Annotated in this window: 22 protein-coding genes; 14 read left to right on the forward strand and 8 right to left on the reverse strand. The window is 72.9% G+C overall.

Features of this window, described 5'->3' with window-relative positions; translation table 11 throughout:
* The first annotated feature begins 54 nt into the window (after positions 1–54).
* The 3 genes from lysS (at position 55) to ABIH81_RS10020 (ending at position 5,076) form a co-directional block, all read left to right on the forward strand.
* Positions 55–1,563, forward strand: coding sequence for a lysine--tRNA ligase (gene lysS, locus ABIH81_RS10010; RefSeq protein WP_349880024.1), 1,509 nt, complete (start codon positions 55–57; stop codon positions 1,561–1,563).
* A 120-nt stretch (positions 1,564–1,683) separates the two neighbouring features.
* Entirely contained in the window at positions 1,684–2,034 is a 351-nt protein-coding gene (locus tag ABIH81_RS10015) for an Lsr2 family protein (RefSeq protein ID WP_013288952.1), read from the forward strand.
* Between the two features lie 504 nt (positions 2,035–2,538).
* Positions 2,539–5,076 carry an ATP-dependent Clp protease ATP-binding subunit gene (locus tag ABIH81_RS10020; protein WP_124779086.1) on the forward strand — a complete coding sequence of 846 codons (2,538 nt, stop codon included), beginning with the start codon at positions 2,539–2,541 and terminating at the stop codon, positions 5,074–5,076.
* Positions 5,077–5,384: 308 nt separating this feature from the next.
* Here the strand turns inward: ABIH81_RS10020 and ABIH81_RS10025 are convergent, their stop codons facing one another.
* Entirely contained in the window at positions 5,385–6,284 is a 900-nt protein-coding gene (locus ABIH81_RS10025; protein WP_349880025.1) for an A/G-specific adenine glycosylase, read from the reverse strand.
* A gap of 96 nt (positions 6,285–6,380) precedes the next feature.
* Between ABIH81_RS10025 and ABIH81_RS10030 the strand changes: the two genes are divergently transcribed.
* The 3 genes from ABIH81_RS10030 to ABIH81_RS10040 all read left to right on the forward strand — a co-directional run bounded on the left by ABIH81_RS10030 (position 6,381) and on the right by ABIH81_RS10040 (position 8,311).
* Positions 6,381–6,893, forward strand: a complete 513-nt coding sequence (locus tag ABIH81_RS10030) for an ACT domain-containing protein (protein WP_013288949.1) — start codon at positions 6,381–6,383, stop codon at positions 6,891–6,893.
* Positions 6,890–7,453, forward strand: a complete 564-nt coding sequence (locus tag ABIH81_RS10035; RefSeq protein WP_349880026.1) for a peptide deformylase — start codon at positions 6,890–6,892, stop codon at positions 7,451–7,453. The genes ABIH81_RS10030 and ABIH81_RS10035 overlap by 4 nt, the downstream gene beginning before the upstream one ends.
* Before the next feature lie 105 nt (positions 7,454–7,558).
* The gene (locus ABIH81_RS10040) at positions 7,559–8,311 is read left to right on the forward strand and encodes a hypothetical protein (RefSeq protein ID WP_349880027.1); all 753 of its coding nucleotides are present in this window, start codon (positions 7,559–7,561) and stop codon (positions 8,309–8,311) included.
* An 8-nt stretch (positions 8,312–8,319) separates the two neighbouring features.
* On the opposite strand, the gene disA is transcribed toward ABIH81_RS10040, so the two are convergent.
* The 4 genes from disA to ABIH81_RS10060 all read right to left on the reverse strand — a co-directional run bounded on the left by disA (position 8,320) and on the right by ABIH81_RS10060 (position 12,916).
* On the reverse strand, positions 8,320–9,510 hold the full coding sequence (disA, locus tag ABIH81_RS10045; RefSeq protein ID WP_349880028.1) for a DNA integrity scanning diadenylate cyclase DisA: 1,191 nt from the start codon (positions 9,508–9,510) through the stop codon (positions 8,320–8,322).
* 128 nt (positions 9,511–9,638) lie between these two features.
* Positions 9,639–11,087 carry a DNA repair protein RadA gene (gene radA / locus ABIH81_RS10050; protein WP_349880029.1) on the reverse strand — a complete coding sequence of 483 codons (1,449 nt, stop codon included), beginning with the start codon at positions 11,085–11,087 and terminating at the stop codon, positions 9,639–9,641.
* Between the two features lie 104 nt (positions 11,088–11,191).
* The gene (locus tag ABIH81_RS10055) at positions 11,192–11,944 is read right to left on the reverse strand and encodes a hypothetical protein (RefSeq protein ID WP_349880030.1); all 753 of its coding nucleotides are present in this window, start codon (positions 11,942–11,944) and stop codon (positions 11,192–11,194) included.
* A gap of 141 nt (positions 11,945–12,085) precedes the next feature.
* Positions 12,086–12,916, reverse strand: a complete 831-nt coding sequence (locus ABIH81_RS10060; protein WP_349880031.1) for a UbiA family prenyltransferase — start codon at positions 12,914–12,916, stop codon at positions 12,086–12,088.
* Between the two features lie 45 nt (positions 12,917–12,961).
* Here ABIH81_RS10060 and ABIH81_RS10065 point away from each other — a divergent pair, with 45 nt between their 5' ends.
* The 4 genes from ABIH81_RS10065 (at position 12,962) to ABIH81_RS10080 (ending at position 16,836) form a co-directional block, all read left to right on the forward strand.
* Positions 12,962–13,717, forward strand: a complete 756-nt coding sequence (locus ABIH81_RS10065; RefSeq protein WP_349880032.1) for a methyltransferase domain-containing protein — start codon at positions 12,962–12,964, stop codon at positions 13,715–13,717.
* A 41-nt stretch (positions 13,718–13,758) separates the two neighbouring features.
* The gene (locus tag ABIH81_RS10070) at positions 13,759–14,925 is read left to right on the forward strand and encodes an acyl-CoA dehydrogenase family protein (protein ID WP_349880033.1); all 1,167 of its coding nucleotides are present in this window, start codon (positions 13,759–13,761) and stop codon (positions 14,923–14,925) included.
* Positions 14,926–15,132: 207 nt separating this feature from the next.
* A complete protein-coding gene (locus ABIH81_RS10075) occupies positions 15,133–16,194 on the forward strand; it encodes a type III polyketide synthase (RefSeq protein WP_349880034.1) in 1,062 nt (353 codons plus the stop codon).
* A gap of 39 nt (positions 16,195–16,233) precedes the next feature.
* Positions 16,234–16,836 (forward strand): hypothetical protein, encoded by a 603-nt coding sequence (locus ABIH81_RS10080; protein WP_349880035.1) that lies wholly within the window; start codon positions 16,234–16,236, stop codon positions 16,834–16,836.
* Between the two features lie 63 nt (positions 16,837–16,899).
* Here the strand turns inward: ABIH81_RS10080 and ABIH81_RS10085 are convergent, their stop codons facing one another.
* The gene (locus ABIH81_RS10085; RefSeq protein ID WP_349880036.1) at positions 16,900–17,592 is read right to left on the reverse strand and encodes a hypothetical protein; all 693 of its coding nucleotides are present in this window, start codon (positions 17,590–17,592) and stop codon (positions 16,900–16,902) included.
* Between the two features lie 328 nt (positions 17,593–17,920).
* Here ABIH81_RS10085 and ABIH81_RS10090 point away from each other — a divergent pair, with 328 nt between their 5' ends.
* Positions 17,921–18,406 (forward strand): CarD family transcriptional regulator, encoded by a 486-nt coding sequence (locus tag ABIH81_RS10090; RefSeq protein ID WP_013288937.1) that lies wholly within the window; start codon positions 17,921–17,923, stop codon positions 18,404–18,406.
* A 53-nt stretch (positions 18,407–18,459) separates the two neighbouring features.
* On the forward strand, positions 18,460–19,155 hold the full coding sequence (ispD, locus tag ABIH81_RS10095) for a 2-C-methyl-D-erythritol 4-phosphate cytidylyltransferase (protein WP_349880037.1): 696 nt from the start codon (positions 18,460–18,462) through the stop codon (positions 19,153–19,155).
* Positions 19,156–19,164: 9 nt separating this feature from the next.
* Here ispD and ABIH81_RS10100 read toward each other — a convergent pair whose 3' ends face one another.
* Entirely contained in the window at positions 19,165–20,271 is a 1,107-nt protein-coding gene (locus tag ABIH81_RS10100) for a hypothetical protein (RefSeq protein ID WP_349880038.1), read from the reverse strand.
* Positions 20,272–20,436: 165 nt separating this feature from the next.
* Between ABIH81_RS10100 and ispF the strand changes: the two genes are divergently transcribed.
* The gene (ispF, locus tag ABIH81_RS10105) at positions 20,437–20,919 is read left to right on the forward strand and encodes a 2-C-methyl-D-erythritol 2,4-cyclodiphosphate synthase (protein WP_104114853.1); all 483 of its coding nucleotides are present in this window, start codon (positions 20,437–20,439) and stop codon (positions 20,917–20,919) included.
* Between the two features lie 38 nt (positions 20,920–20,957).
* On the opposite strand, the gene ABIH81_RS10110 is transcribed toward ispF, so the two are convergent.
* On the reverse strand, positions 20,958–21,488 hold the full coding sequence (locus ABIH81_RS10110; protein WP_349880039.1) for a hypothetical protein: 531 nt from the start codon (positions 21,486–21,488) through the stop codon (positions 20,958–20,960).
* A 174-nt stretch (positions 21,489–21,662) separates the two neighbouring features.
* On the opposite strand from ABIH81_RS10110, the gene ABIH81_RS10115 reads away from it, so the two are divergent.
* Complete coding sequence (locus tag ABIH81_RS10115; protein ID WP_349880040.1) at positions 21,663–23,015, forward strand: BTAD domain-containing putative transcriptional regulator; 1,353 nt, start codon at positions 21,663–21,665, stop codon at positions 23,013–23,015.
* Positions 23,016–23,028: the final 13 nt, after the last annotated feature.

Consider the following 23,028-nt stretch of genomic DNA (forward strand, 5'->3'; position numbering starts at 1 on the left):
AGTACGCTCATGTGCTGACCCCGCCGATGTCCCCAAGGCCTGAGGAAGCGTGCCGTGACCGAGCAGAACGCCCTGCCGATAGACCCCGCCGACGACCTTCCCGAGCAGATGAAGGTCCGCCGGGAGAAGCGGGACCGGATGCTCGCCGAGGGCGTCGAGCCGTACCCGGTGGGTTTCCCGCGGACCACCACGCTCGCGCGGCTGCGGGAGCGCTACGCCGACCTGCCCACCGACACCGCCACCGGCGACCGGGTCTCGGTCACCGGCCGGGTGATCTTCATTCGCAACACCGGCAAGCTCTGCTTCGCGACGCTGCGGGACGGTGACGGCACCGAGGTCCAGGCGATGCTCTCGCTGGACCGGGTCGGCGCGGAGCGGCTGGCCGACTGGAAGCGCCTGGTCGACCTCGGTGACCACGTCGGCGTGACCGGCGAGGTGATCACCAGCCGGCGCGGCGAGCTGTCCGTTCTCGCCGAGGAGTGGGCGGTCACCGCCAAGGCGCTGCGCCCGCTGCCGGTGGCGCACAAGCCGCTCAGCGAGGAGTCCCGGGTCCGCCAGCGCTACGTCGACCTGGTGGTCCGCCCGCAGGCCCGGCAGATGGTGCGCACCCGGGCCACCGCCGTACGCAGCCTGCGCGACACCCTGCACGGGCAGGACTTCATCGAGGTCGAGACCCCGATGCTGCAACTGCTGCACGGCGGCGCCGCGGCACGCCCATTCGTGACCCACAGCAATGCGCTCGACACGGATCTGTATCTGCGAATCGCGCCGGAACTGTTTCTCAAGCGCGCGGTGGTCGGTGGCGTGGACCGCGTCTTCGAGATCAACCGTAACTTCCGTAATGAGGGCATCGACTCTTCGCACTCGCCGGAGTTCGCGATGCTGGAGGCGTACCAGGCGTACGGCGACTACCACACGATGGCGGAGCTGACCCGAAATCTCGTACAGCAGGCCGCGGTGGCGGTCTCCGGCTCGACGGTGGTGACCCACGCCGACGGGCGCGAGTTCGATCTGGGCGGCGAGTGGCGGTCGGTGACGCTGTTCGGTGTTCTTTCCGAAGCGCTCGGTGAGGAGGTCACCGTCCGCACCGAGAGGGCGCGCCTGGTCGAGTACGCGGACAAGGTCGGTCTCTCCGTCGACCCGAAGTGGGGACCGGGCAAGCTGGCCGAGGAGTTGTTCGAGGAACTGGTCGTGCCGTCGCTTCAGGCGCCGACGTTCGTCATGGACTACCCGGAGGAGACCAGCCCTCTGACCCGGGCCCACCGCAGCGAGCCGGGCCTGGCCGAGAAGTGGGACCTCTACGTGCTCGGATTCGAGCTGGGCACCGCGTACTCGGAGCTGGTCGACCCGGTCGTGCAGCGGGAGCGGCTGGTGGCCCAGGCGCAGCTCGCGGCGCGTGGGGACGACGAGGCGATGCGACTGGACGAGGACTTTCTCCGAGCGATGGAGTATGGAATGCCGCCGTCCGGCGGCATGGGAATGGGAATCGACCGGCTGCTGATGGCACTGACGGGCCTCGGAATTCGGGAAACGATCCTGTTCCCGTTGGTCCGGCCCGAGTAGGCGCTCCCCGCAAGCCTTCTCCGGCTCGTTACCCCGTCCTATTGACGGAACAAGCGCCGGACGGGTTATTGTGCTCGGTGTATTGCAGGAGTACAACCCTGCTCGAAAGGAATGTGGGACGTGGCCAAGCAGATCATTCACAAGCTGGTCGATGACCTGGACGGCGGGGACGCTGACGAGACCGTCAAGTTCGCGCTCGACGGCGTGCAGTACGAGATCGACCTCTCCGCTTCCAACGCCGGGAAATTGCGCGACGTATTCGCGCCGTACATCGCGAACGGGACGAAGGTCGGTCGCGGGGGTGTGGTCGTGGGTGGCCGGGCCGCTCGTGGCCGGGGCGGCGCGACCGCCGACCGCGAGCAGAACCGGGCCATCCGCGAGTGGGCCAAGAAGGCCGGCAAGGACATCTCCGACCGGGGCCGGATCCCGCAGGAGATCGTGGACGAGTACCACGCGAAGGCGGGGCACTGACCCCACCCTCGTCACGGGCGACGCGACGCCGGACCGGAGTGCCACTCCGGGCCGGCGTCGCCGTTTCCGCGCCGGGGTCACTGTCGCGCCCCGCCGTCCCCGGCGGTGCCGGATGTCCGGTCCGGCCCACCCGGCGCGGGGGCGGCGTCCGTCGGGAAGAAATCCCCGCCCGGGGCGGTTGTCCACAGGCGGTGGAGACTTCATCCACAGGCTGTGGACGACCCGGCGGACGCATCGGTGCCGCCTCCGGTCCACTCGACCGGCAGTTCGGACGCCGGTCGAATTTCGCTCTGCGCGTACAGGCAGGGGCCCCGGAACACCTCCTGAGCGTGGACGGTTGTCAGAAACGACGTCGGAACGGTCATTCGCGGGGGCACACGACCTCAGCGGAGACGGTCCGCGGCGATAGAGTAAGGAGGCACGGACGCCCGTCCCGGACGTCCGCGCACCGGCCCCGCCGAGATCTGACCATCAAGGCGCACGGCACGTGAGGAGCACGAGGGCATGTTCGAGCGGTTCACCGACCGAGCGCGACGGGTTGTCGTCCTGGCCCAAGAAGAGGCCCGGATGCTCAACCACAACTACATCGGTACGGAACACATCCTGCTGGGCCTCATCCACGAGGGTGAGGGTGTCGCGGCAAAGGCCCTGGAGAGCCTCGGCATCTCCCTCGAGGGCGTGCGCCAGCAGGTCGAGGAGATCATCGGCCAGGGCCAGCAGGCGCCGAGCGGGCACATCCCGTTCACGCCGCGGGCCAAGAAGGTGCTGGAGCTGTCGCTGCGTGAGGCGCTGCAGCTCGGCCACAACTACATCGGCACCGAGCACATCCTGCTCGGCCTGATCCGCGAGGGCGAGGGCGTCGCCGCCCAGGTCCTGGTGAAGCTGGGCGCCGACCTGAACCGGGTGCGCCAGCAGGTCATCCAGCTGCTCTCCGGCTACCAGGGCAAGGAGCCGGCCGCGGCCGGTGCCGCGCCGGGTGAGGCCGCGCCGTCGACCAGCCTCGTGCTGGACCAGTTCGGCCGCAACCTGACCCAGGCCGCCCGCGAGGGCAAGCTCGACCCGGTCATCGGGCGCGAGAAGGAGATCGAGCGGGTCATGCAGGTGCTGTCCCGCCGCACCAAGAACAACCCGGTGCTGATCGGCGAGCCCGGCGTCGGCAAGACCGCCGTGGTGGAGGGCCTGTCCCAGAAGATCATCAAGGGCGAGGTGCCCGAGACGCTGAAGGACAAGCAGCTCTACACGCTCGACCTCGGTGCCCTGGTCGCCGGTTCCCGCTACCGCGGTGACTTCGAGGAGCGCCTGAAGAAGGTGCTCAAGGAGATCCGCACCCGCGGCGACATCATCCTGTTCATCGACGAGATCCACACCCTCGTCGGCGCGGGCGCGGCCGAGGGCGCGATCGACGCCGCCAGCATCCTCAAGCCGATGCTGGCCCGTGGCGAGCTGCAGACCATCGGCGCCACCACGCTCGACGAGTACCGCAAGCACCTGGAGAAGGACGCCGCTCTGGAGCGCCGTTTCCAGCCGATCCAGGTGGGTGAGCCGTCGCTGGCCCACACCATCGAGATCCTCAAGGGCCTGCGGGACCGCTACGAGGCGCACCACCGCGTCTCCATCACCGACGCCGCACTGGTCGCCGCCGCGACGCTCGCCGACCGGTACATCTCCGACCGGTTCCTGCCGGACAAGGCGATCGACCTGATCGACGAGGCCGGCGCCCGGATGCGGATCCGCCGGATGACCGCGCCGCCAGACCTGCGCGACTTCGACGAGCGCATCGCCCAGGTGCGCCGCGACAAGGAGTCCGCGATCGACGCGCAGGACTTCGAGCGGGCCGCCCAGCTGCGCGACACCGAGAAGCAGCTGCTGGGTCAGAAGGCGCAGCGCGAGAAGGAGTGGAAGGCCGGTGACCTGGACGTCGTCAGCGAGGTCGACGACGAGCAGATCGCCGAGGTGCTCGGCAACTGGACCGGCATCCCGGTCTACAAGCTGACCGAGGAGGAGACCTCGCGCCTGCTGCGCATGGAGGACGAGCTGCACAAGCGCGTCATCGGCCAGGAGGACGCGGTCAAGGCGGTCTCGAAGGCGATCCGGCGTACCCGGGCCGGCCTGAAGGACCCGAAGCGCCCCTCCGGCTCGTTCATCTTCGCCGGCCCGTCCGGCGTCGGTAAGACCGAGCTGTCCAAGGCGCTCGCCGAGTTCCTGTTCGGCAGCGAGGACGCCCTCATCCAGCTCGACATGTCGGAGTTCCACGACCGGTACACGGTGTCCCGGCTCGTCGGTGCCCCTCCCGGCTACGTCGGCTACGACGAGGGCGGGCAGCTGACCGAGAAGGTGCGTCGCCGGCCGTTCTCGGTGGTCCTCTTCGACGAGATCGAGAAGGCCCACCCGGACGTGTTCAACACGCTCCTCCAGATTCTGGAGGACGGGCGCCTCACCGACGGCCAGGGCCGGATCGTGGACTTCAAGAACACGGTCATCATCCTGACCACCAACCTCGGTACGCGCGACGTCGCCAAGGCGGTCTCGCTGGGCTTCCAGGCCTCTGAGGACTCCGAGTCGAACTACGACCGGATGAAGCAGAAGGTCAACGACGAGCTCAAGCAGCACTTCCGGCCCGAGTTCCTGAACCGGATCGACGACACCATCGTCTTCCACCAGCTGCGTCAGAACGAGATCCTGTCGATCGTCGACATCATGATCGCCCGCATCGAGACCCAGCTGAGGAACAAGGACATGGGTCTGGAGCTGACCGACAACGCGAAGAAGTACCTCGCGAAGAAGGGCTTCGACCCGGTGCTGGGCGCGCGGCCGCTGCGTCGCACGATCCAGCGCGACATCGAGGACAACCTGTCCGAGCGGATCCTGTTCAACGAGCTGACCCCGGGTCAGATCGTGGTCGTGGACTGCGAGGGCGACCCGGAGGACATCGACAAGTCCAAGCTCGTCTTCCGGGGCGCGGACCGGCCGGACGCCGTGCCGGACGCGGTCCCGGCGGACCTCGGCGGCACCGCCGCCACCGGCGCCGACGACGCCGCATAAGTCCGCACAGTTCGAGGGCGACGGCCCCGGTAGGCGAAAGCCACCGGGGCCGTCGCCTTTCCCACGCCCACCGCACCCCGCCCCCGGTGCCGCCCGCCCTCCCGTCCCGCTCTCACGCCCGCCCTTGCCCCGTTGATCATGAAGTTGACCGCACTTGGCGTCCGATTTGTCGCCGCTAACTTCATGATCAACGGGGCGGATCCCGGGCGGATCCCGGGCGGATCCCGGGCGGATCCCGGGCGGATCCCGGGCGGATCCCGGGCGGGGCGGGGGCGGGGGCGGGGGCGCGGGGGTGGGGGTGGGGGGCGTCAGGGGAGGGGGACGGCGGGGCCGTCGCCGGCCAGGCGGAACGACTCCTCGCCCACCGGTTCCACCAGGCCGTCCGTGACCAGGCCGGCCAGGGCGCGGGCCCGCTGGACGTCGTCGTGCCACACCTGGTCCAGCCGCTGGTGCGGCACCGGGCCGGTGGACTCCCGCAGCACCGCGAGCAGCAGTCCGCGTACCTGCCGGTCGGTGCCGGCGTAGCGCTGCGGCCGGCGGGTCGGTCCCGTGGGCGCGGCCTGTCCGGAGGCCCGCCAGGCGCAGCTCGACTCGACCGGGCAGATCGCGCAGCGCGGCGCGCGGGCGGTACAGACGACAGCGCCGAGTTCCATGAACGCGGCACTGGCAAGCGCGGCGGCGGCCGGTTCGATCGGCAGCAGTTCCTCGGTGGCGACCAGGTCGGCCGGGCGGGTGGTGGGGCCGGCGTCGGGTTCACCGGCGATCGCCCGGCACACCACCCGCCGCACGTTCGTGTCCACCACCGGGTGCCGCTGCCCGTACGCGAACGCGGCGACCGCGCGGGCCGTGTACGTGCCGACCCCCGGCAGCGCCAGCAACTGGTCGAGCCGGTCGGGCACCACGCCGCCGTGCCACTCCACGATCGCCACCGCGCACTCGCGCAGGCGTACCGCCCGGCGGGGGTAGCCGAGCCGCCCCCACATCCGGATCGCCTCGGCCGGGGTGTCCTCGGCGAGCGCGCGCGGCTCGGGCCAGCGGGCCAGCCACGCCTGGAAGGCGGGCACCACCCGGACCACAGGGGTCTGCTGGAGCATGACCTCGCTGACGAGGATCGCCCAGCCGCCGATGCCGGGCTTGCGCCAGGGCAGGTCGCGGGCGTTGCGCTCGTACCACCCGCTGACCAGGGTGGCGAATGTGGGATCGGACATCGCGTCGCCGATCATGTCACGGCGGTCTTTCCCGCAGGTTGGGCGGGCCGGGTGGCCGGGCGCGATCGATCACGGGCGACGGGGCAGAATGTCCGAATGAACGAGCTCGCGATCACCGTCATCGGCCGGGACCGGCCGGGCATCGTGGCCGACGTCGCGGAGGTCCTCGCCCGGCTCGGCGCGAACCTCACCGACTCGACGATGACCCGGCTGCGTGGACACTTCGCGATGACACTGATCTGCGTGGGCCCGGCCGCCGCCGACGTCGAGGCCGCGCTGGCCCCGCTCGCCGCCGACGGGCACCTGCTGGCGACCGTACGCGCTGTCACGCCCGACGGCGGCAGCGAGCCCACCGGCGAGCCGTACGTGCTGGCGGTGCACGGCGCCGACCGGATGGGCATCGTCGCGGCGATGACCCGGGTGCTGACCGACGCGGGCGGGAACGTGACCGACCTGAGCACCCGGCTGACCGGTTCGCTCTACGTGGTGGTCGCCGAGGTCGAGTTGCCGCCCGGCGTGTCGGACGAGGTGGCCGGCCGGCTCACGCGCGTGGCCGCGGAGCTGGGCGTGGGGGTCAGCCTCCGCCCGGCGGACACGGATCTGCTGTGACCGGGCCGGAGTACGCGGGCCTGGGCGGCTGGACCCCGGAGAAGCTCGGCGTCCCCGGCGCGGTACGCCCGGTGGTCACCGCGCCGGAGCCGGTGCTGAGCCGGCCCGGCCCGGAGGTCGACCCGACGTCGGCGGAGGTGGTGCAGCTCGCCGCCGACCTGGTGGCGACGATGCGCGTCTCGCCCGGTTGCGTGGGCCTGGCGGCGCCGCAGGTCGGGGTGAGCGCGCAGGTGTTCGCGGTGGACGTCACGGGGCATCCGAAGGCGGTCACCGTGCACGGCACGTTCGTGCTCTGCAACGCGCGCGTGGTGGAGGCGTCCCGGTGGAAGGCCGGGCGGGAGGGCTGCATGTCGGTGCCGGACCTGACCGGCGACGTGAAGCGGGCCAGCCGGCTGGTGGTCGAGGGCGCGCTTCCCGGCAGCGGCGAGCCGGTCCGGCTGGTGACCGACGGCTTCGAGGCGCGTGCGCTCCAGCACGAGATCGACCACTGCGCCGGGCTGCTCTTCCTCGACCGGGTGGCCGGCGCGCACGCGATCTACCAGCGCAAGGTCTATCTCTGACGGTGGCCGGCGGAATCCAGTGTGGACGGCCGTGGCCGCACGGTGGCGGGTTCCCGGCGCGTCGGACCGGCGAGCCGTGCGCCGCGCGGCTACGGTAGGCGCATCATGCGTCTGACGGTCGGCCCCCTGCCCCCTGCCGTGTACTGGCGGCGTCGTGCCGTCGTGCTCGGAGCAGGGCTGCTCTTCCTGATTGTCCTGCTGTATTCCTGCACCGGTACGGACCGCAACACCGGCGCGCCGGGCACTGATCCGTCCCCGAGCGGCTCCGCCGGGGCTCAGCCCGACCCGTCCGGCTCGGTGCTGACCCCGCAGTCGGGCAGCCCGTCACCGACGGCGGGCGACGCCGGCGGCGGTGGCGCGAACAACGGCGGCGGGAACACCGGCGACGGCGGGAACACCGGCGGGGGCGCGAACAACGGCACCGGCAACGGCGGCGCCACCGGTCAGCCGGTCTCCGACGACGGCACCTGCACCGACTCCGAGCTGCTGGTGACGCCGGTGGCGGTGCCGCCCACCGCCCAGCGGGGCACTGTGGTCACACTGCGCCTCAAGGTCAAGAACGTGTCGAACCGTACGTGCAGCCGGGACGTCGGCGCCGACCTCCAGGAGCTGTACGTCAAGTCGGGCGCGGAGAAGATCTGGTCGTCGGACACCTGCGGCACCGGCAAGGGCTCGGACGTCCAGTCGTTCACGCCGAACTTCGAGCGCTCCTACGAGCTGGGCTGGAACGGCCGGCTGGACAACCGGTGCGCGAGCGGGCTGGCGAACGGCGACTTCGCGGCGATCGGCGCGTACCAGGTGTTCGCCCGCGTCGGCACCAAGATCAGTCAGCCGGTGAAGCTGACGATCACCGGCTGAGCGGTCGGTCAGACGTACCGTTCGAGGATGCTCGCCTCGGCGAGCCGGGACAGGCCCTCGCGGACGCCGCGGGCGCGGGCGTCGCCCACGCCCTCGACCGCCTGGAGGTCTTCCACGGTCGCGCCGAGCAGCCGCTGAAGGCTGCCGAAGTGCACCACCAGCCGGTCGACCACGGCGACCGGCAGCCGGGGCACCTTCGCCAGCAGGCGGAACCCGCGCGGGCTGACCGCCGCGTCGAGCGCGTCGGAGGCGGACGGGTAGCCGATCGCCTTCGCCACCGCCACGAGGTCGATGAGTTCGGTGGCGCTGAGCAGGTCGAGTTCGACGAGCGCCTCGTCGAGCGTGCGCGACTTGCGGCCGGTCGGCAGGTAGTCGCGGATGACCAGGGTGCGGTCGGCGTCCACGCCGGCCATCAGCTCGTCGAGCTGAAGGGCCAGCAGGCGACCGTCGGTGCCCAGTTCCACCACGTAGCCGGCGATCTCGTCGGCGATCCGCCGGACCATCTCCAGCCGCTGCACCACCGCCACCGCGTCGCGGACGGTGACCAGATCCTCGATCTCCAGCGCGGAGAGCGTGCCGGAGACCTCGTCGAGCCGGAGCTTGTAGCGCTCCAGCGTGGCGAGCGCCTGGTTGGCGCGGGACAGGATGGCCGCCGAGTCGTCGAGGACGTGCCGCTGGCCGTTGACGTAGAGGCTGATGATCCGCATCGACTGGCTGACCGAGATGACCGGGTAGCCGGTCTGCCGGGCCACCCGCTCGGCGGTGCGGTGCCGGGTGCCGGACTCCTCGGTGGGGATGGACGGGTCGGGCATCAGGTGCACGCCGGCCTGCACGATCCGGGTGCCGTCGCTGGAGAGCACCACAGCGCCGTCCATCTTGCACAGCTCACGGACCCGGGTGGCGGAGAACTCCACGTCCATCGGGAAGCCGCCGGTGCAGATCTGCTCGACCACCTTGTCGTAGCCGAGCACGATCAGCGCGCCGGTGCGGCCGCGCAGGATCCGCTCCAGGCCGTCCCGCAGCGCGGTGCCCGGAGCCATCAGGGCGAGGTTGGCGCGCAGCGGGTCGGCGCCGGCCCCGCCGCCGACGCTTCCGTTGACGCTCACGCTGATGGCACGAGCGGGGTTGCCGCTCACGGCGCCGGTACGGGCGTGCGGCGTCGCCGTTGCGGGCTTGGTGGCATCGCGGTCGATCGGCACGGGCACAGTCTACGGACTGCCATGCGGTGGGTGCTCCCGTGGTTACTGTGATGTGTCACGATGCCCGGCTCGGGCGGCTCGGCGCGGGCTGCGTGGCCTGCCCGGAAACGCCCGCGGATGCCACCGTGTCACTCCGCCGACGCGCGCGCGGCCGCCTGGAGGGCGGCCCGCACGTCAGTGACCTCGATCACCCGCATGTTCTCCGGCCCGGCGCCGCTGCTCTCGGGCCCGCACCCGGGCGGCACGAGGGCCAGCCGGAAGCCGAGCCGGGCGGCCTCGGCCAGCCGGCGGGGCACCGCGCCGACGCGGCGGACCTCGCCGGTGAGCCCGACCTCGCCGATGGCCACCAGATGCGGGTTGAGCGCCAGGTTGAGCCCGCCCGAGGCGACCGCGAGCGCCACGGCCAGGTCGGCCGCCGGCTCCACCACCCGGATGCCGCCGACGGTGGCGGCGAAGACCTCCCGGTCGTGCAGCGTGAGCCGCTCGGTGCGGCGCTGGAGCACGGCGAGGACCATGGCGAGCCGGGCGCTGTCGAGGCCGGAGACGGTACGCCGCGGCGAGCCGGCCACGGTGGCCCCGATCAGCGCCTGCACCTCGGTCACCAGCGCCCGGCGCCCCTCCATCGCCACCGTCACGCAGGTGCCCGGCACCGGTTCGGAGTAGCGGGTCAGGAACAGGCCGGACGGGTCGGCCAGGCTGCTGATGCCGCCCTCGTGCATCTCGAAGCAGCCCACCTCGTCGGCCGCGCCGAACCGGTTCTTCACGCCGCGCACCATCCGCAGCGAGGAGTGCTTGTCGCCCTCGAAGTGCAGCACCACGTCGACCAGGTGCTCCAGCACCCGGGGACCGGCCACCTGGCCGTCCTTGGTGACGTGCCCGACCAGCACGGTGGCGATGCCGCGCTCCTTGGCCACCGCGACCAGGGCCGCGGTGACCGCACGGACCTGGGTGACACCGCCGGGCACGCCCTCGGTGCCGGTGGTCGAGATGGTCTGCACCGAGTCGAGCACGAGCAACCCCGGCTTGACCGCGTCGAGGTGGCCGAGCACCGCCGACAGGTCGCTCTCGGCGGCCAGGTAGAGCTGGTCGTGCAGGGTGCCCATCCGCTCGGCGCGCAGCCGCACCTGGCTGACCGACTCCTCACCGCTGACCACCAGCGACGGGCTGCCGGCTCCGGCCGCCCACTGCTGGGCCACGTCGAGCAGCAGCGTCGACTTGCCCACACCGGGCTCACCGGCGAGCAGCACCACCGCGCCGGGGACCAGCCCGCCGCCGAGCACCCGGTCGAGCTCGCTGACGCCGGTGGGGCGGGCCCGGGCGGGCGCGGCGCTGATCGTGGCGATCGGCCGGGCCGGCTCGGCCGGCATCCGTGAGCTGACCACCCGGCCGGAGACCATCGGGCCGGTGACCGTGCACTCGACCACCGAACCCCACTCGCCGCACTCGGGGCACCGGCCCACCCACTTCGGGGGCTGGTGGCCGCAGGCGTCGCACTCGTAGGCCGGGCGGGGTTCGCGGGTAGCGGCGCGACCGCGGCCGGCGCCGGCACGGGAGGAGGTCGATCGGGGCGTGGTCACCACCGGACGCTAACCGGCCCGTACGACGAAAGCCCACCCGAAACGGCGGCACCGCCGGCGTGGCGCTGGCCACGGCGGCGGTGCCGACGGAGGAAGTACGGAGGTCAGTGGCCGCCCTCGGCGCCGCCGTCCTCACCGGCGTGCTCACGCGGGTTCACGATCTTCGACGGCGTGGCCTCCGGGGTCAGCGGGATGCCGATCGGCGCCGGGGTCGTGATGACCTTGCCGTCGCCGAAGTCGAAGGTCAGGTTGACCTGCTGGCCGACGAGCAGCTTCTGGTTCAGGCCGACGAGCTGGAGGAACCGCGGGTTGCCGGCGTTGAGCTGGGCGTAGCTGAGTGCCGGGATCTCGATCCGGGCCGGCTGGCCGGCGGGCGCGGACTCGCTCTCGCTCGGCGACGGGCTGGCCGACGGCGACCCGGTCACCTCCAGCGACTGGCTCGGCGACGCGCTCGGGTCGGTGGCGGTCGGCGAGGAGGTGGCCGGCTCGGTGGGCGAGCCGGTCGGGGTGGCGGCGCCGCTCTCGCCCGCGCCGGAACCGGTGAGCACGATCTCCCGCGCGCTGTCGGTGGTGACCGTCACGGTCACCGGCTTCTCGCTGTCGTTGTAGATCACCACGTTGACCGGCGCGTTCGACCCGGCCTCGTAGCCCTTCGGGCCCGGGAACTGCACGTAGAGCCCGCGCACCTTGTAGAGGTTGTCGGAGGTCTGGACGTTCACGCCCTGCACCGACGGGATCTTGTTGGCGGTCTCGGAAATCTGCCCGGCGCCGCACCCGGACAGCAGCAGGCTCGCCGCCGCCGCCGTGCCGGCCAGCAGCAGGGCCGGCCCCCGGGAACCCCTGATCGAGCGCGTCACGTCGGTCCTCCTCGTCACGATCCCCGCCCGGTCGACCACCGGGCACGGGGTGGCCATACCCGCGCAGACCGCGCTCCAGGGTAGTTGGAGCTGATCGAGGCCCGCACGCGGACCCGGCAATGCCACCTCGGAGAGGACTCCTCAGACCAGCCGGCCGCTCGTCACCAGCAGCACCACATCGATGAGCGCCACCACCAGCACCGCCCGGAAGGCGGTCGCCGAGCGTCCGGCGGTCGCGCGTCCCGCGTACCAGCCGGCCGCCGGCACGGCGACGGCGGCGGCGACCGCCGACAGGCCGGTCCACGACGGCGGCCCGGGCGGGCCGAGGACCAGCGCGACGGTGGCCGCGAGCAGCAGCCCGGCGGCGGCCAGCCGGCTGCCGACCGGCCCGAACCGGTGCGGCAGGCCGCGTACCCCGGTCCGGGCGTCGTCGGCCAGGTCGGGCAGCACGTTGGCGAAGTGCGCCCCGGCGCCGAGCAGCGCGGCGGCGGCCACCAGCCAGGCCGGGGGCACCGGCGAGCCGGGCAGCGCGAGCACCACGAACGCGGGCAGCGCGCCGAACGAGACCGCGTAGGGCAGCACCGACACCGGCGTCGACTTCAGCGGCCGGTTGTAGAGCAGCGCGGAGACCAGGCCCAGCGTCGCGCAGGCCGCCGCGGCCGGGCCGCCGGCCAGCGCCAGCACCGGCACGGCGACGGCGGCCACCGCGGTGGCCCGGGCCAGCGTCGGCCGGGTGACCTCGCCGGTGGTCACCGGTTTGTCGGTACGCCCCACCGCCGCGTCCCGCTCGGCGTCGATGAGATCGTTGCTCCACCCCACCGCGAGCTGGCTGGCCAGCACCGTCAGCGCCACCGCCACCACGCCTGCCGCGGAGTGCCCGACACCGGCGGCGAGCAGCGCGGCGACCACCGTGACCGCCGCCGCGGGCTCCGGATGGCTCGCCTTGACCAGCCCTAACACCCGTGTCGACATAAGGGAAGTCTGGTCGTTACCGGGCAGTCGTGCCACGCTCGACGCATGCCCGACGCGTCGCCGGTGTCCACTCCGTACCGGGTGCTGCCGCCGAACGACCCCCGGCAGTACGACGACCTGGCCGGTGAGTGGTGGCGGCCGGACGGCGCGTTCGCGATGCTGCACTGGCTGGCCCGGGCCCGGGCGGCGCTGGTGCCGGCGGCGTCCACGCCGGACGACCTGCTCGTCGACCTGGGCTGTGGCGCCGGGCTGCTGGCGCCGCACCTGGCCGGCAAGGGCTACCGCCACGTCGGAGTGGACCTGACCCGCTCCGCGCTCGACCAGGCCGCGGCGCACGGCGTGACGGTGGTCCAGGCCGACGCGACGGCGGTGCCGCTGGCCGACGGCTGCGCGGCGGTGGTCTCCGCCGGGGAACTGCTGGAGCACGTGCCGGACTGGCGGCGGGCGGTCGCCGAGGCGTGCCGGCTGCTGCGCCCGGGTGGCCTGCTGGTGCTGGACACGCTCAACGACACGCTGCTGGCCCGGCTGGTCGCGGTGGAGCTGGGCGAACGGCTGCCCACGGTGCCGCGCGGCATCCACGACCCACGGTTGTTCGTCGACGCCCGCGCGCTGGTCGCCGAGTGCGCCCGGCACGGCGTGTCGCTGACGGTGCGCGGGGTTCGCCCGGAGCTGGGCGGCACGCTGGCCTGGCTGCTGCGCCGCGTGCGCGGCGGCGACCGTCCGGGCAGGACGGAACCGCGCATCGTGCCGACCCGGTCGACAGCGGTGCTGTACCAGGGCTGGGGGCGCCGGGGCGGGTAGCCGGGGCCGCCCGGGGTAAAGGACGCCGAGAAGGGGGCGACATGACTGTGCACGCGCTGGAGGCGGCTCGCCGGTTGGCGCCGCGACTGGCCGCCCGCGCGGCCGAGCACGACCGGGACGGCTCGTTCCCCGTGGACGACTTCGCGGACCTGCGGGCGGCCGGGTTGTTCGGCCTGATGGTGCCGCCCGAGCTGGGCGGTACGGGTGCGAGCTTCGCCGAGTACGCCGCGGTCGCCACCGAACTGGCCCGGGGCAACGGCGCGACAGCGCTGGTGTTCAACATGCACGCCTCGGTCACCGGGGCGCTGGGCGCGGTCACCGAGGAACTGGCCGAGGCGCTCGGCGTACCGGACGAGGCGCTCGCGGCGCGGGACCGGCTGCTGCGCGCGGCGGCCGACGGCGCCTGGTACGCGGTCGCGATGAGCGAACGCGGCGCCGGCGCCCGGCTGTCCCAGCTCAGCACCGTCTACGAGCCGGTCGAGGGCGGCTGGCACATCAAGGGCAGCAAGACGTTCTGCTCCGGCGCCGGACATCCGGACGGCTACCTGGTGGCCGCCCGCAGCGCCGCCGACCAGTCGGTGGTGTCGCAGTTCCTGGTCCCGGCCGGGGACGGGATCACCGTCGAGCCCACCTGGGACTCGCTCGGCATGCGGGCCACCTCCTCGCACGACGTGCACCTGGACGTGACGGTCCCGGCCGACCGGCTGCTCGGCGGCGTCGAGGGACTGGCCCTGGTCGTCGCCCAGCTCATGCCGCACTGGCTGGTGGCGAGCTACGCGGCGGTCTACGTCGGCGTGGCCCGGGCCGCCATCGACGCCGCGGCCGAGCACCTCAACGCCCGCAACCTCGCCGGCCTGCCCGCGGTACGGGCCCGCCTGGGCCGGGCCGACGCGGCCACCGCCGCCGCCGAACTGGTGGTCGCCGAGGCGGCCCGCCGGGTCGACGAGGCGCCCGGCGACGCGGAGACGAACCGCTGGGTGTGGCGGGCCAAGCTGCTGGCGGGCACGACCGCCGCCGAGGTGGCGGCCTCCATGCTGGAGGCCGCGGGCGCGTCGGCGACCCGCCGCGGGCATCCGCTGGAGCGGCTCTACCGGGACGCCCGCTGCGGCTCGCTGCATCCGGCCACGTCCGACGTGTGCGCCGACTGGCTCGGCATCGCCGCGCTCGGCGGCGACCCGGACCGGGACAGCGCGCTCCCTCGTTGGTGAGCGCGAGGAGTGAGCCGGTTTTGCGAGCCCCGCAGTCGCGAACGAAGGGCGGCGTGGTGAGCGCGAGGAGTGAGCCGGTTTTGCGAGCCCCGCAGTCGCGAACGAAGGGCGGCGTGGTGAGCGCGAGGAGTGAGCCGGTTTTGCGAGCCCCGCAGTCGCGAACGAGAAGCGGCACGGTGAGCGCGAGGTGCGAGTGAAGGGCGAGGGGTGGGGGACGTGGGCATACCGGTGATCGCGGGTCTGGGTACGGCGCAACCGCCGGCCGCGATGCAGGACGAACTGTGGACGGGCTTCTTCGCGGGGCACTTCCAGGGGAACACCCGGGCGCTGGCCGAGCGGATCTTCGCGAACTCGGGCGTGACCCGGCGGCAGGCGGCGGTCAATCCGCTGCTGGAGGACGTCTCGGAGTGGCCGACCGAGCGCCGGATGCGCCGTTACCAGGTCGAGGCGCTGCCGCTGGGCAAGGAGGCGGTCAGCCGGGCACTCACCGCCGCCGGCCTGGACGCGGCCGACGTCGGGCTGTTCATCGTCTGCTCGTGCACCGGGTACGCCACCCCGGGGCTGGACATCCTGCTCGCCCGGGACCTGGGGATGTCACCGAGCACCCAGCGCATGTTCGTCGGGCACATGGGCTGCTACGCGGCCCTGCCCGGGCTGGGCGCGGCGAGCGACTTCGTCACCGCCCGCGGGCGGCCCGCGCTGCTGCTCTGCGCGGAGCTGACCAGCCTGCACATCCAGCCGCCGGGTGCCCGGGTGGACACCCAGCAGATCGTCTCCCACGCGCTGTTCTCGGACGCCGCGGTCGCCGCCGTGGTCGTCCCCGGCGGCCGGGGGTACGCGCTGCGCGAGGTCACCTCGGTCACCGACACCTCCACTGCCGACCACATGACCTGGGACGTCACCGACACCGGTTTCCGGATGGGGCTGTCGCCGAAGGTGCCGCAGGTTCTCTCCCGGCACGTACGGACGCTGATCGACGAGCTGCTGGCGCGGCACGGGTGCGAGCGCTCCGACGTGGACGGCTGGGCGGTGCACCCGGGCGGGCCGCGGATCCTCAACGTGGTGGAGCGTGAGCTGGCGCTGCCGCCGGACGGGCTCGCCGCGTCCCGGGGAACGCTCGCCGAGCACGGCAACTGCTCGTCCCCGACGGTGCTGCTGATCCTGGACCGGCTGTGGCGTACGGAGCCGTCGCCGCCGCGCTGGGTGGTGATGCTCGCGTTCGGGCCGGGACTGACGCTCTACGCGGTGCTGCTGGAACGGGTGGGCTGACGGCTCGCCCCGCCCGGGCCGCGCGGATACGCTGCCGTCATGGCCTCCGAGGAGCGGGACGGGCGGGTGCTGCTGAGTGTCCTGACCGTGCTGGCGCTGGTGGCCGGCGCGGCCTGGTGGCGGTCGGCGGCACCGCAGCCGGGTGCGGCCACGGCGGCCCCGGCGCCGTTCCCGAGCGCCGAACCGATCTCCCGCACCTGGCGGGTCGACCCGTCGACCGGCGACGCCTGGCCGTCGGGCCCGGGGCGCGATCCGACGCTCAGGGCGCGCCGTGCGCCGGCCACCGAGCCGGACCGGTCGGTGATGATGCGGGTGGAGCGGGACGGCACGGCGCGTGTGCTCCAGGTGTCGCACGTGGTGTGGCGGGAGACGTCCGACCTGACGCCGGGCGCGCCGCCTGTCGTACGGCAGGTGAGTCCCTCGCGGGGCGACGACTACCGGCTGTCGGTGAGCTGTTCGGGCGACGGGTCGATCGCCGTGCAGCTGTCCGGCGCCGGGACGGGCGACGCGCAGCGGGTGCTGCGGTGCGGCGGGCGGCTGGAGCTGCCCTTGCTGGGCGGCACCGGCGTGCCGGTGCTGGTGCGGTTCACCGGCGTACGGGGCCGGGCCGAGCTGAACGCCCGGCTCGAAGCGCTCTACTGACCGCTGCGGGGCTGTCCCCGCCTGCGGCTCAGCCGCGCTGCCCGGCACCGCCGGGCGAGGGTCTCAGCCGCGCAGCCGGGCCAGGTCGGCGCCGTAGTCCGACAGCGGGCCCAGTTCCGGCACCACCCGGACCAGCGAGCCCTGCCGGTCCACGAGCAGCGCCACGGCGGTGCCGGGGTGGGGCGACAGGTGCAGGTAGGAGCGCAGGCCGCCGGCCGGGTCGCCGAGCGGGCGTACCCCGGGGACGCTCGCGGGTCCGGCGCTGCGGCCCTCGGTCACGGTGACCACCGTGACGCCGGGCGGTGCGGCGCGCGCCGCCGTGCCGACCTGTTCGGCGCAGGCACAGGCGTCGACCAGGATGATCATGGCGGGCAGCAGGCTGCGCAGCGGTACCGGCGTGTCGTCCGCGCCGACCAGGTCCAGCGCGGGCAGCGGCCCGACCGGTTGCGGCGCGGTGGTGGAGCGGGGGAGCACCGTCGGCACGCCGGACCGGGTGGTACGCGGCCAGGTGACGGCGGCCAGTCCGGCGAGCGTGACCAGCACCGACACGAGCAGGATCAGCACCGGCAGCCCGAGGCGGGCCGGACCGGCACGCCGGCCGGGGCCCGGCCGCACGCGGCGCAGCTCCCGGCGGACCTGCCGGGCCTCGTCGGCGAGCGCCGAGGCGTCGTCCGGGACGACCACCCGGCCCCACTCCGGGGGCAGGCCGGGCAGCCCGTCCGGCGGCCCCTGGCCGTCAGCGTCAGGCACGCCCATCGGACCCCCAGGAACGTCTCGGTGAGCGGACGTCGCGTCCCTCACCAGCGTCCCGCACCGGCCGCCGTAACGCCACACCTGGGCGCGGACGGACTTGCGGAGCTACCATGGAAGGAGCGCATAGCCCTAGATCTGGACGCTCCCGTCACCCCTTACCGGGTTGTCACGTGTTCTTCACGGAGCGTGTCGAAAGCATCGGTTTGACCGCCTGTCAAGCCGAAGAAATACCTCTCACAGGGCCCCTGAGCTGCGCCAACGGTCAGGACAGCGGTGAGACATCGGTGCCTGAGCGTGTTACCCTAGACACAGCGAAAGGGGTTTCGAACCTATGGTTTTCAGTGTCGGCGAGACCGTTGTTTACCCCCACCACGGGGCCGCACTCATCGAGGCAATCGAGACTCGGGTCATCAAGGGCGAGCCCAGGGAATACCTCGTCCTGAGGGTCGCACAGGGTGACCTGACGGTCCGGGTGCCCGCCGAGAACGCCGAGATCGTGGGTGTGCGCGAAGTGGTCGGCGAAGAGGGCCTGGGCAAGGTCTTCGACGTGCTCCGTGCACCGCACACCGAGGAGCCGACCAACTGGTCGCGGCGTTACAAGGCGAATCTGGAGAAGCTGGCCTCCGGTAACCCGCTGAAGGTGGCCGAGGTCGTCCGCGACCTGTGGCGCCGGGAGCGGGAGCGGGGCCTGTCGGCGGGCGAGAAGCGGATGCTCGCCAAGGCTCGTGACATCCTCGTCGGCGAGGTCGCGCTGGCGGAGAAGAGCACCAAGGACGAGGCCGAGACGCTGCTCGACAAGGTGCTGACGGAGGCCTGATCCACGCCTCTGCCTCTACCCACCCCGCAGCGAACGAATCCGAGGACCGCGACGTGACCGCGCAGCTCAATCCGCGCGGTGACGTCGCGGTCCTCGTTCCTGCGGCCGGTGCCGGGGTACGCCTCGGACCCGGCGCCCCGAAGGCACTCCGGTTGCTCGCCGGCGAGCCGCTGCTGGTGCACGCGGTCCGCCGGATCGCCGCCGCCCCCTCCGTGCACACGATCGTGGTGGCCGCGCCGGCGACCGAGGTCGAGGCGGTACGCGCGATGCTCGCCCCCGTGGCCCCGGTGACCGTGGTGCCCGGTGGCGCCGAACGCCAGGAGTCGGTGGCGGCGGCTCTCGCGGCAGTGCCAGCCGGCCCGGAGATCGTCCTGGTGCACGACGCGGCCCGCGCGCTCACCCCGCCCCACCTGGTCGAGTCGGTGGCCGCGGCGGTCCGCGACGGGCACGACGCGGTGATCCCGGTGCTGCCGGTGGTCGACACGATCAAGGAGGTCGACGCGACCGAGCGGGTGCTCGGCACCGTCGACAGGTCAGCGCTGCGCGCGGTGCAGACGCCGCAGGGCTTCCGCCGGTCGGTGCTGGTCGCCGCCCACCGGTCGGCGGGTGACGCGCTGACCGACGACGCCGGGCTGGTCGAGAAGCAGGGGGGTGCGGTGACCTGCGTACCCGGCTCGGAGATGGCCCTGAAGATCACCCGCCCGTTCGACCTGGCCCTCGCCGAACACCTCCTGACCACAGGCGCCTGACGCGCCGCCTCACAGGTCGGCGGTGGATCTGGCCCGGCGGAGGCGGTCTCGGACGACATACCGCTGGCCTTGTGTGAAGGCACTACCCCTGCCTCGGCCGTGGTGCGGGATCGGCGTCGGCAGCGTCAGGTGGCCGGCCGATCCCGGCGCCGTAAGTCCGAACACCTGATAACGCCCCTCGGTCCACCCGTGCTTCCGGCTGACCTCGATGATGTCGGCGAGGAGTGCGTCGCGCCGTTCGCCCGTCGCTCGGAGCCGGTTCACCTCGCCGACCGTCCAATCGACGTTGTCGAGCCGAAAGAGGATCTTGGGCACCTCCGGAAGGATCTGGCGCTGCGAGTAGAAGGCCAGATGATCCACAGATTGAAATGACCTGCCCGCCTGACAGACGTACGCGCGCGCCGACTGGTAGAGCCCCCATGCATTCTTGGCGGGGACCACGACCGTGTCGTTGCGGGCGGCTGGGCGCAGTCGGTGTACGTCGGTCACCCGCTCGATCTTCCTGAGCCAGCGGGCGGCATCCGGGTCGGCCCACCCGACGACGTCGATCATCTGACTGAGGCGGAACGGCACGTCGGTGGCGAGGAGCGAATCATGATGGGCGAGCCGGTTGCGGAACACCCGGAGAGCGTTCATCGCGCTGGCGACGTCGTGGCGCTTGCCGGACGAGTATGGGAAGGCAAGGTGCAGGGCGTCCCGCCACAGTTGCTCGTGCTCCGAGCCCAACATCGAGACCCAGAAGCCGAAACTCAAGCCCGCGATGATTTGGTCGCGGGTTTCTTTCCGGGAATGGTCTCGACGCAAGCGCGCGCGGACCTCGGCGACGTTCCGGTCGATCCCGTCCTGCACGTGGCGCTTACCGCTGACCTCGAGGAGGAACCACGGGATGCCGCAGTCCAGCTCGTTGAGGTGCGCTCTCATCTCCCGATCAATCGCGTTGCGGGTGACGACCTCGACGTAGTGAAACGCCTCGAACGACGCGCCTGTCAGCGCGACGCTCCACTCGTACAACTCGCAGGCTTTGCTTTCGTCGCCACCGGCGGCAGCCAGATAGGGGTGGAACCTGCCGGGCGAGATCCAGTGGTGCACCGTTCGAGCATGGGGGTGCTGCGTCACGGGATGGATGCTAAGCGTGACGAGCGCGCGAGATCGTCCGCCGCGCCGACGGCAAAGAAAGAGCCCCAGGCGCTTGCACGAGGCAGAGGCGACACTGGGGCGTACAACAACCAAAGCTAACCACAGCCCGGGCCGCCGTCAAGGCGCGACGCGTACCCTCTGGTCATGATCGTTCCTCGGGTGGCTGTCGGCACCGACGTGCACGCGTTCGCGGCCGGGCGGCCCTGCTGGGTCGCGGGCCTGCACTGGCCGGACCAGGACGGCCTGGCCGGTCATTCCGACGCCGATGTGGCGGCGCACGCCGCCTGCAACGCCCTGCTCTCCGCCGCCGGCCTCGGTGACCTGGGCGCGAACTTCGGGGTGGACCAGCCCGAGTGGGCGGGCGCGTCCGGGGTGGCGCTGCTGACCGAGAGCGCGCGCCGGGTACGGGCGGCGGGCTTCCAGATCGGCAACGTGTCGGTGCAGGTCGTCGGCAACCGCCCCAAGATCGGGCCGCGCCGGGAGGAGGCGCAGCGGGTGCTCTCCGAGGCGGTCGGCGCGCCGGTGACCGTCTCCGCGGCCACCACCGACGGCCTGGGCTTCACCGGGCGCGGTGAGGGACTGGCCGGTATCGCGGTGGCCCTGGTCTACGAGGCGCCGGCCGGCTGACGCGGTGACCGGGGACGCCGGTCACCGCGTCCGGCGGATCAGTCGACGTCGGTGCAGACGTCGTGAGTCGTACCGTGGAGCATCGTGATCGTCTTCTCGAAGGTGGGGGAGAACTCCACCCGGAACTGACCGTCGACGATCCACAGCCCCTTCGGCAGCGTGCCGGCGTTCTCCCGGAAACCGAGCAGCACCGGCCCGGTCACGTACCAAGTCATCGAGCCGTCGGTGCGGTAGACGACGAGGGCGGTGCCGCTCGCGTCCGCCGTGGACGTGGCACCGGTCTCCAGGTTCGTCACCCGGTTGAGCAGAGCGCCGGTGAACAACTCCCGCTTCGGAGCGCCGTCCGGGTAGGTCTCGATCGTCAGCTTCCGCACCTCGTCCACGATCGGCTCGACCCGTACCGCGAACTCGCATCGCGCACCGGCGGGCATCTCGAACGGCGCCTGCGGCGCCGGCTCCCAGGCGCCCGGGGCGGGATGCCGCTCCGGCGCGGCGGAGGCCGAGCCGGGCAGGGCCGCGACCGCCGCCGCCACGACGCTCGCCACCGCGATACTCATCCTGAACCGCATGTTCCACTCCATCCGTCGCTGGTCCGGACGGCGAGCATCACCGGGCCGGATCACCACCGGCTCACCGCGCCGAGCGGCAGCCGTCGAGCGGGCGGACCCGGCCGGCCGGGCTCCTCACCACGCGATCACCGCCGGGCGACAACCCCCGGCCGGGGCCGGATCGTCCTGTTCGGTATGGAGTTCCGCCTGCTCGGGCCGTTCGAGGCCCGCCACGACGGCCGGCCGGTCGAGGTCGGCAGCCGGCGCCAGGAGCGTTGCCTGCTCGGGGTGCTGCTGCTCGACGTGGGCCGGGTGGTGCCGACCGACCGCCTCATCGACCTGCTCTGGCACGGTCGGCCACCGGCCACGGCCCGGAGCGCGGTGCAGACGTACATCGGGCGGCTGCGGGGCTCGCTCAACCCGTACGGGGTGCGGATCAGCACCCGGGGCGAGGGCTACGTGGTCGAGGAGGACGGGCACCGGGTCGACGTCGACGAGTTCGCCGACCTGGTCCGGGCGGCCGGGAGAGCCGCCGATCCCGCCGAGCGGGTGCGCTCGCTCGACCGAGGGCTCGCCCTCTGGCGCGGGCCGTTGCTCGCCGACGCGGCGGACGACGAGTTGCGGGACCGGCTGCACGGCACGGTCGAGGAGCTGCGCCTGGTCGCCGTGGAACTGCGGGCCGAGGCGCAGCTCGCGCTGGGGCAGCACGCGCGGGCGATCGCCGAACTGATGCCGCTGGCCGCCCGGCATCCGACCCGGGAACACCTCGTGGCGGTCCTGATGACCGCCCTGTACCGGGGTGCCCGGCGGGCCGACGCGCTGCGCCTCTACCGCGCCACCCGGGAACTGCTCGTGGCCGACTTCGGTGTCGAGCCGGGGCCCCGGCTCCGGGAGGTGCAGCGGCGGGTGTTCGCGGGCGACGACCGGCTGGACCGGGCCGGCCGGCCGATGCACGAGATCCGGGTCGGCGAGGAGAGCCTGCCGTGGAGCGTGGGCGGCCACCCGGCCCTGGACTTCTGCAACACGTTCGCCGGCTGGGGGCACGAGCCTCCGTTGCCCGGCGCCGAGTGGCTGCGCGGCTACCGGACCCTTGCCGTCTGGGCCGGTCACGTCGGGCTGGTGGACGAGGTCTCGACGAACCGCCTGCTGCACCTCGCCCGCCGTGACCCGGCGGCGGCGGAGGCGGTGCTCGGCGAGGCCCGTACGCTCCGCGCCGCGCTCTACGCCGGCCTGGTCGACCCGGACGACGGCCCGGCCTTCGAGACGGTCGCGCGGGCCGCCGAGGCCGCCGCCCGTACGCTCGTCTTCCGGCGTGAGGCCGACGGACGCGGCCGCTGGTGGCCGGACCTGGCGGCCGGGCTGCGGCTGCCGGTACACGCCGCCGCGTTCAGCGGCGCGCAGTTGCTCGCCGATCCGGCCCGGTTCACGGTGCGGGTCTGCCCGGACCGGCGGTGCGGGTGGTTGTTCCTGGACGAGAGCGGCCTGCGCCGGTGGTGCAGTCTGGGGACGTGCGGCGGCCGGGCGGGCGCGTCCTGCCGGAGTGCCTGACGCCGGGCACCCT

The sequence above is a fragment of the Micromonospora sp. HUAS YX12 genome (assembly GCF_040215685.1).
Taxonomy (GTDB): Bacteria; Actinomycetota; Actinomycetes; order Mycobacteriales; family Micromonosporaceae; genus Micromonospora; species Micromonospora tulbaghiae.

Coding starts and splice junctions, on each gene's coding strand:
- ABIH81_RS10020 (WP_124779086.1), top strand. CDS start 2,539: ATGTTCGAGCGGTTCACCGACCGAGCGCGACGGGTTGTCGTCCTGGCC.
- ABIH81_RS10025 (WP_349880025.1), bottom strand. CDS start 6,284: ATGTCCGATCCCACATTCGCCACCCTGGTCAGCGGGTGGTACGAGCGC.
- ABIH81_RS10030 (WP_013288949.1), top strand. CDS start 6,381: ATGAACGAGCTCGCGATCACCGTCATCGGCCGGGACCGGCCGGGCATC.
- ABIH81_RS10040 (WP_349880027.1), top strand. CDS start 7,559: ATGCGTCTGACGGTCGGCCCCCTGCCCCCTGCCGTGTACTGGCGGCGT.
- ABIH81_RS10060 (WP_349880031.1), bottom strand. CDS start 12,916: ATGTCGACACGGGTGTTAGGGCTGGTCAAGGCGAGCCATCCGGAGCCC.
- ABIH81_RS10065 (WP_349880032.1), top strand. CDS start 12,962: ATGCCCGACGCGTCGCCGGTGTCCACTCCGTACCGGGTGCTGCCGCCG.
- ABIH81_RS10070 (WP_349880033.1), top strand. CDS start 13,759: ATGACTGTGCACGCGCTGGAGGCGGCTCGCCGGTTGGCGCCGCGACTG.
- ABIH81_RS10080 (WP_349880035.1), top strand. CDS start 16,234: ATGGCCTCCGAGGAGCGGGACGGGCGGGTGCTGCTGAGTGTCCTGACC.
- ABIH81_RS10085 (WP_349880036.1), bottom strand. CDS start 17,592: ATGGGCGTGCCTGACGCTGACGGCCAGGGGCCGCCGGACGGGCTGCCC.
- ABIH81_RS10090 (WP_013288937.1), top strand. CDS start 17,921: ATGGTTTTCAGTGTCGGCGAGACCGTTGTTTACCCCCACCACGGGGCC.
- ispF (WP_104114853.1), top strand. CDS start 20,437: ATGATCGTTCCTCGGGTGGCTGTCGGCACCGACGTGCACGCGTTCGCG.
- ABIH81_RS10110 (WP_349880039.1), bottom strand. CDS start 21,488: ATGCGGTTCAGGATGAGTATCGCGGTGGCGAGCGTCGTGGCGGCGGCG.
- ABIH81_RS10115 (WP_349880040.1), top strand. CDS start 21,663: ATGGAGTTCCGCCTGCTCGGGCCGTTCGAGGCCCGCCACGACGGCCGG.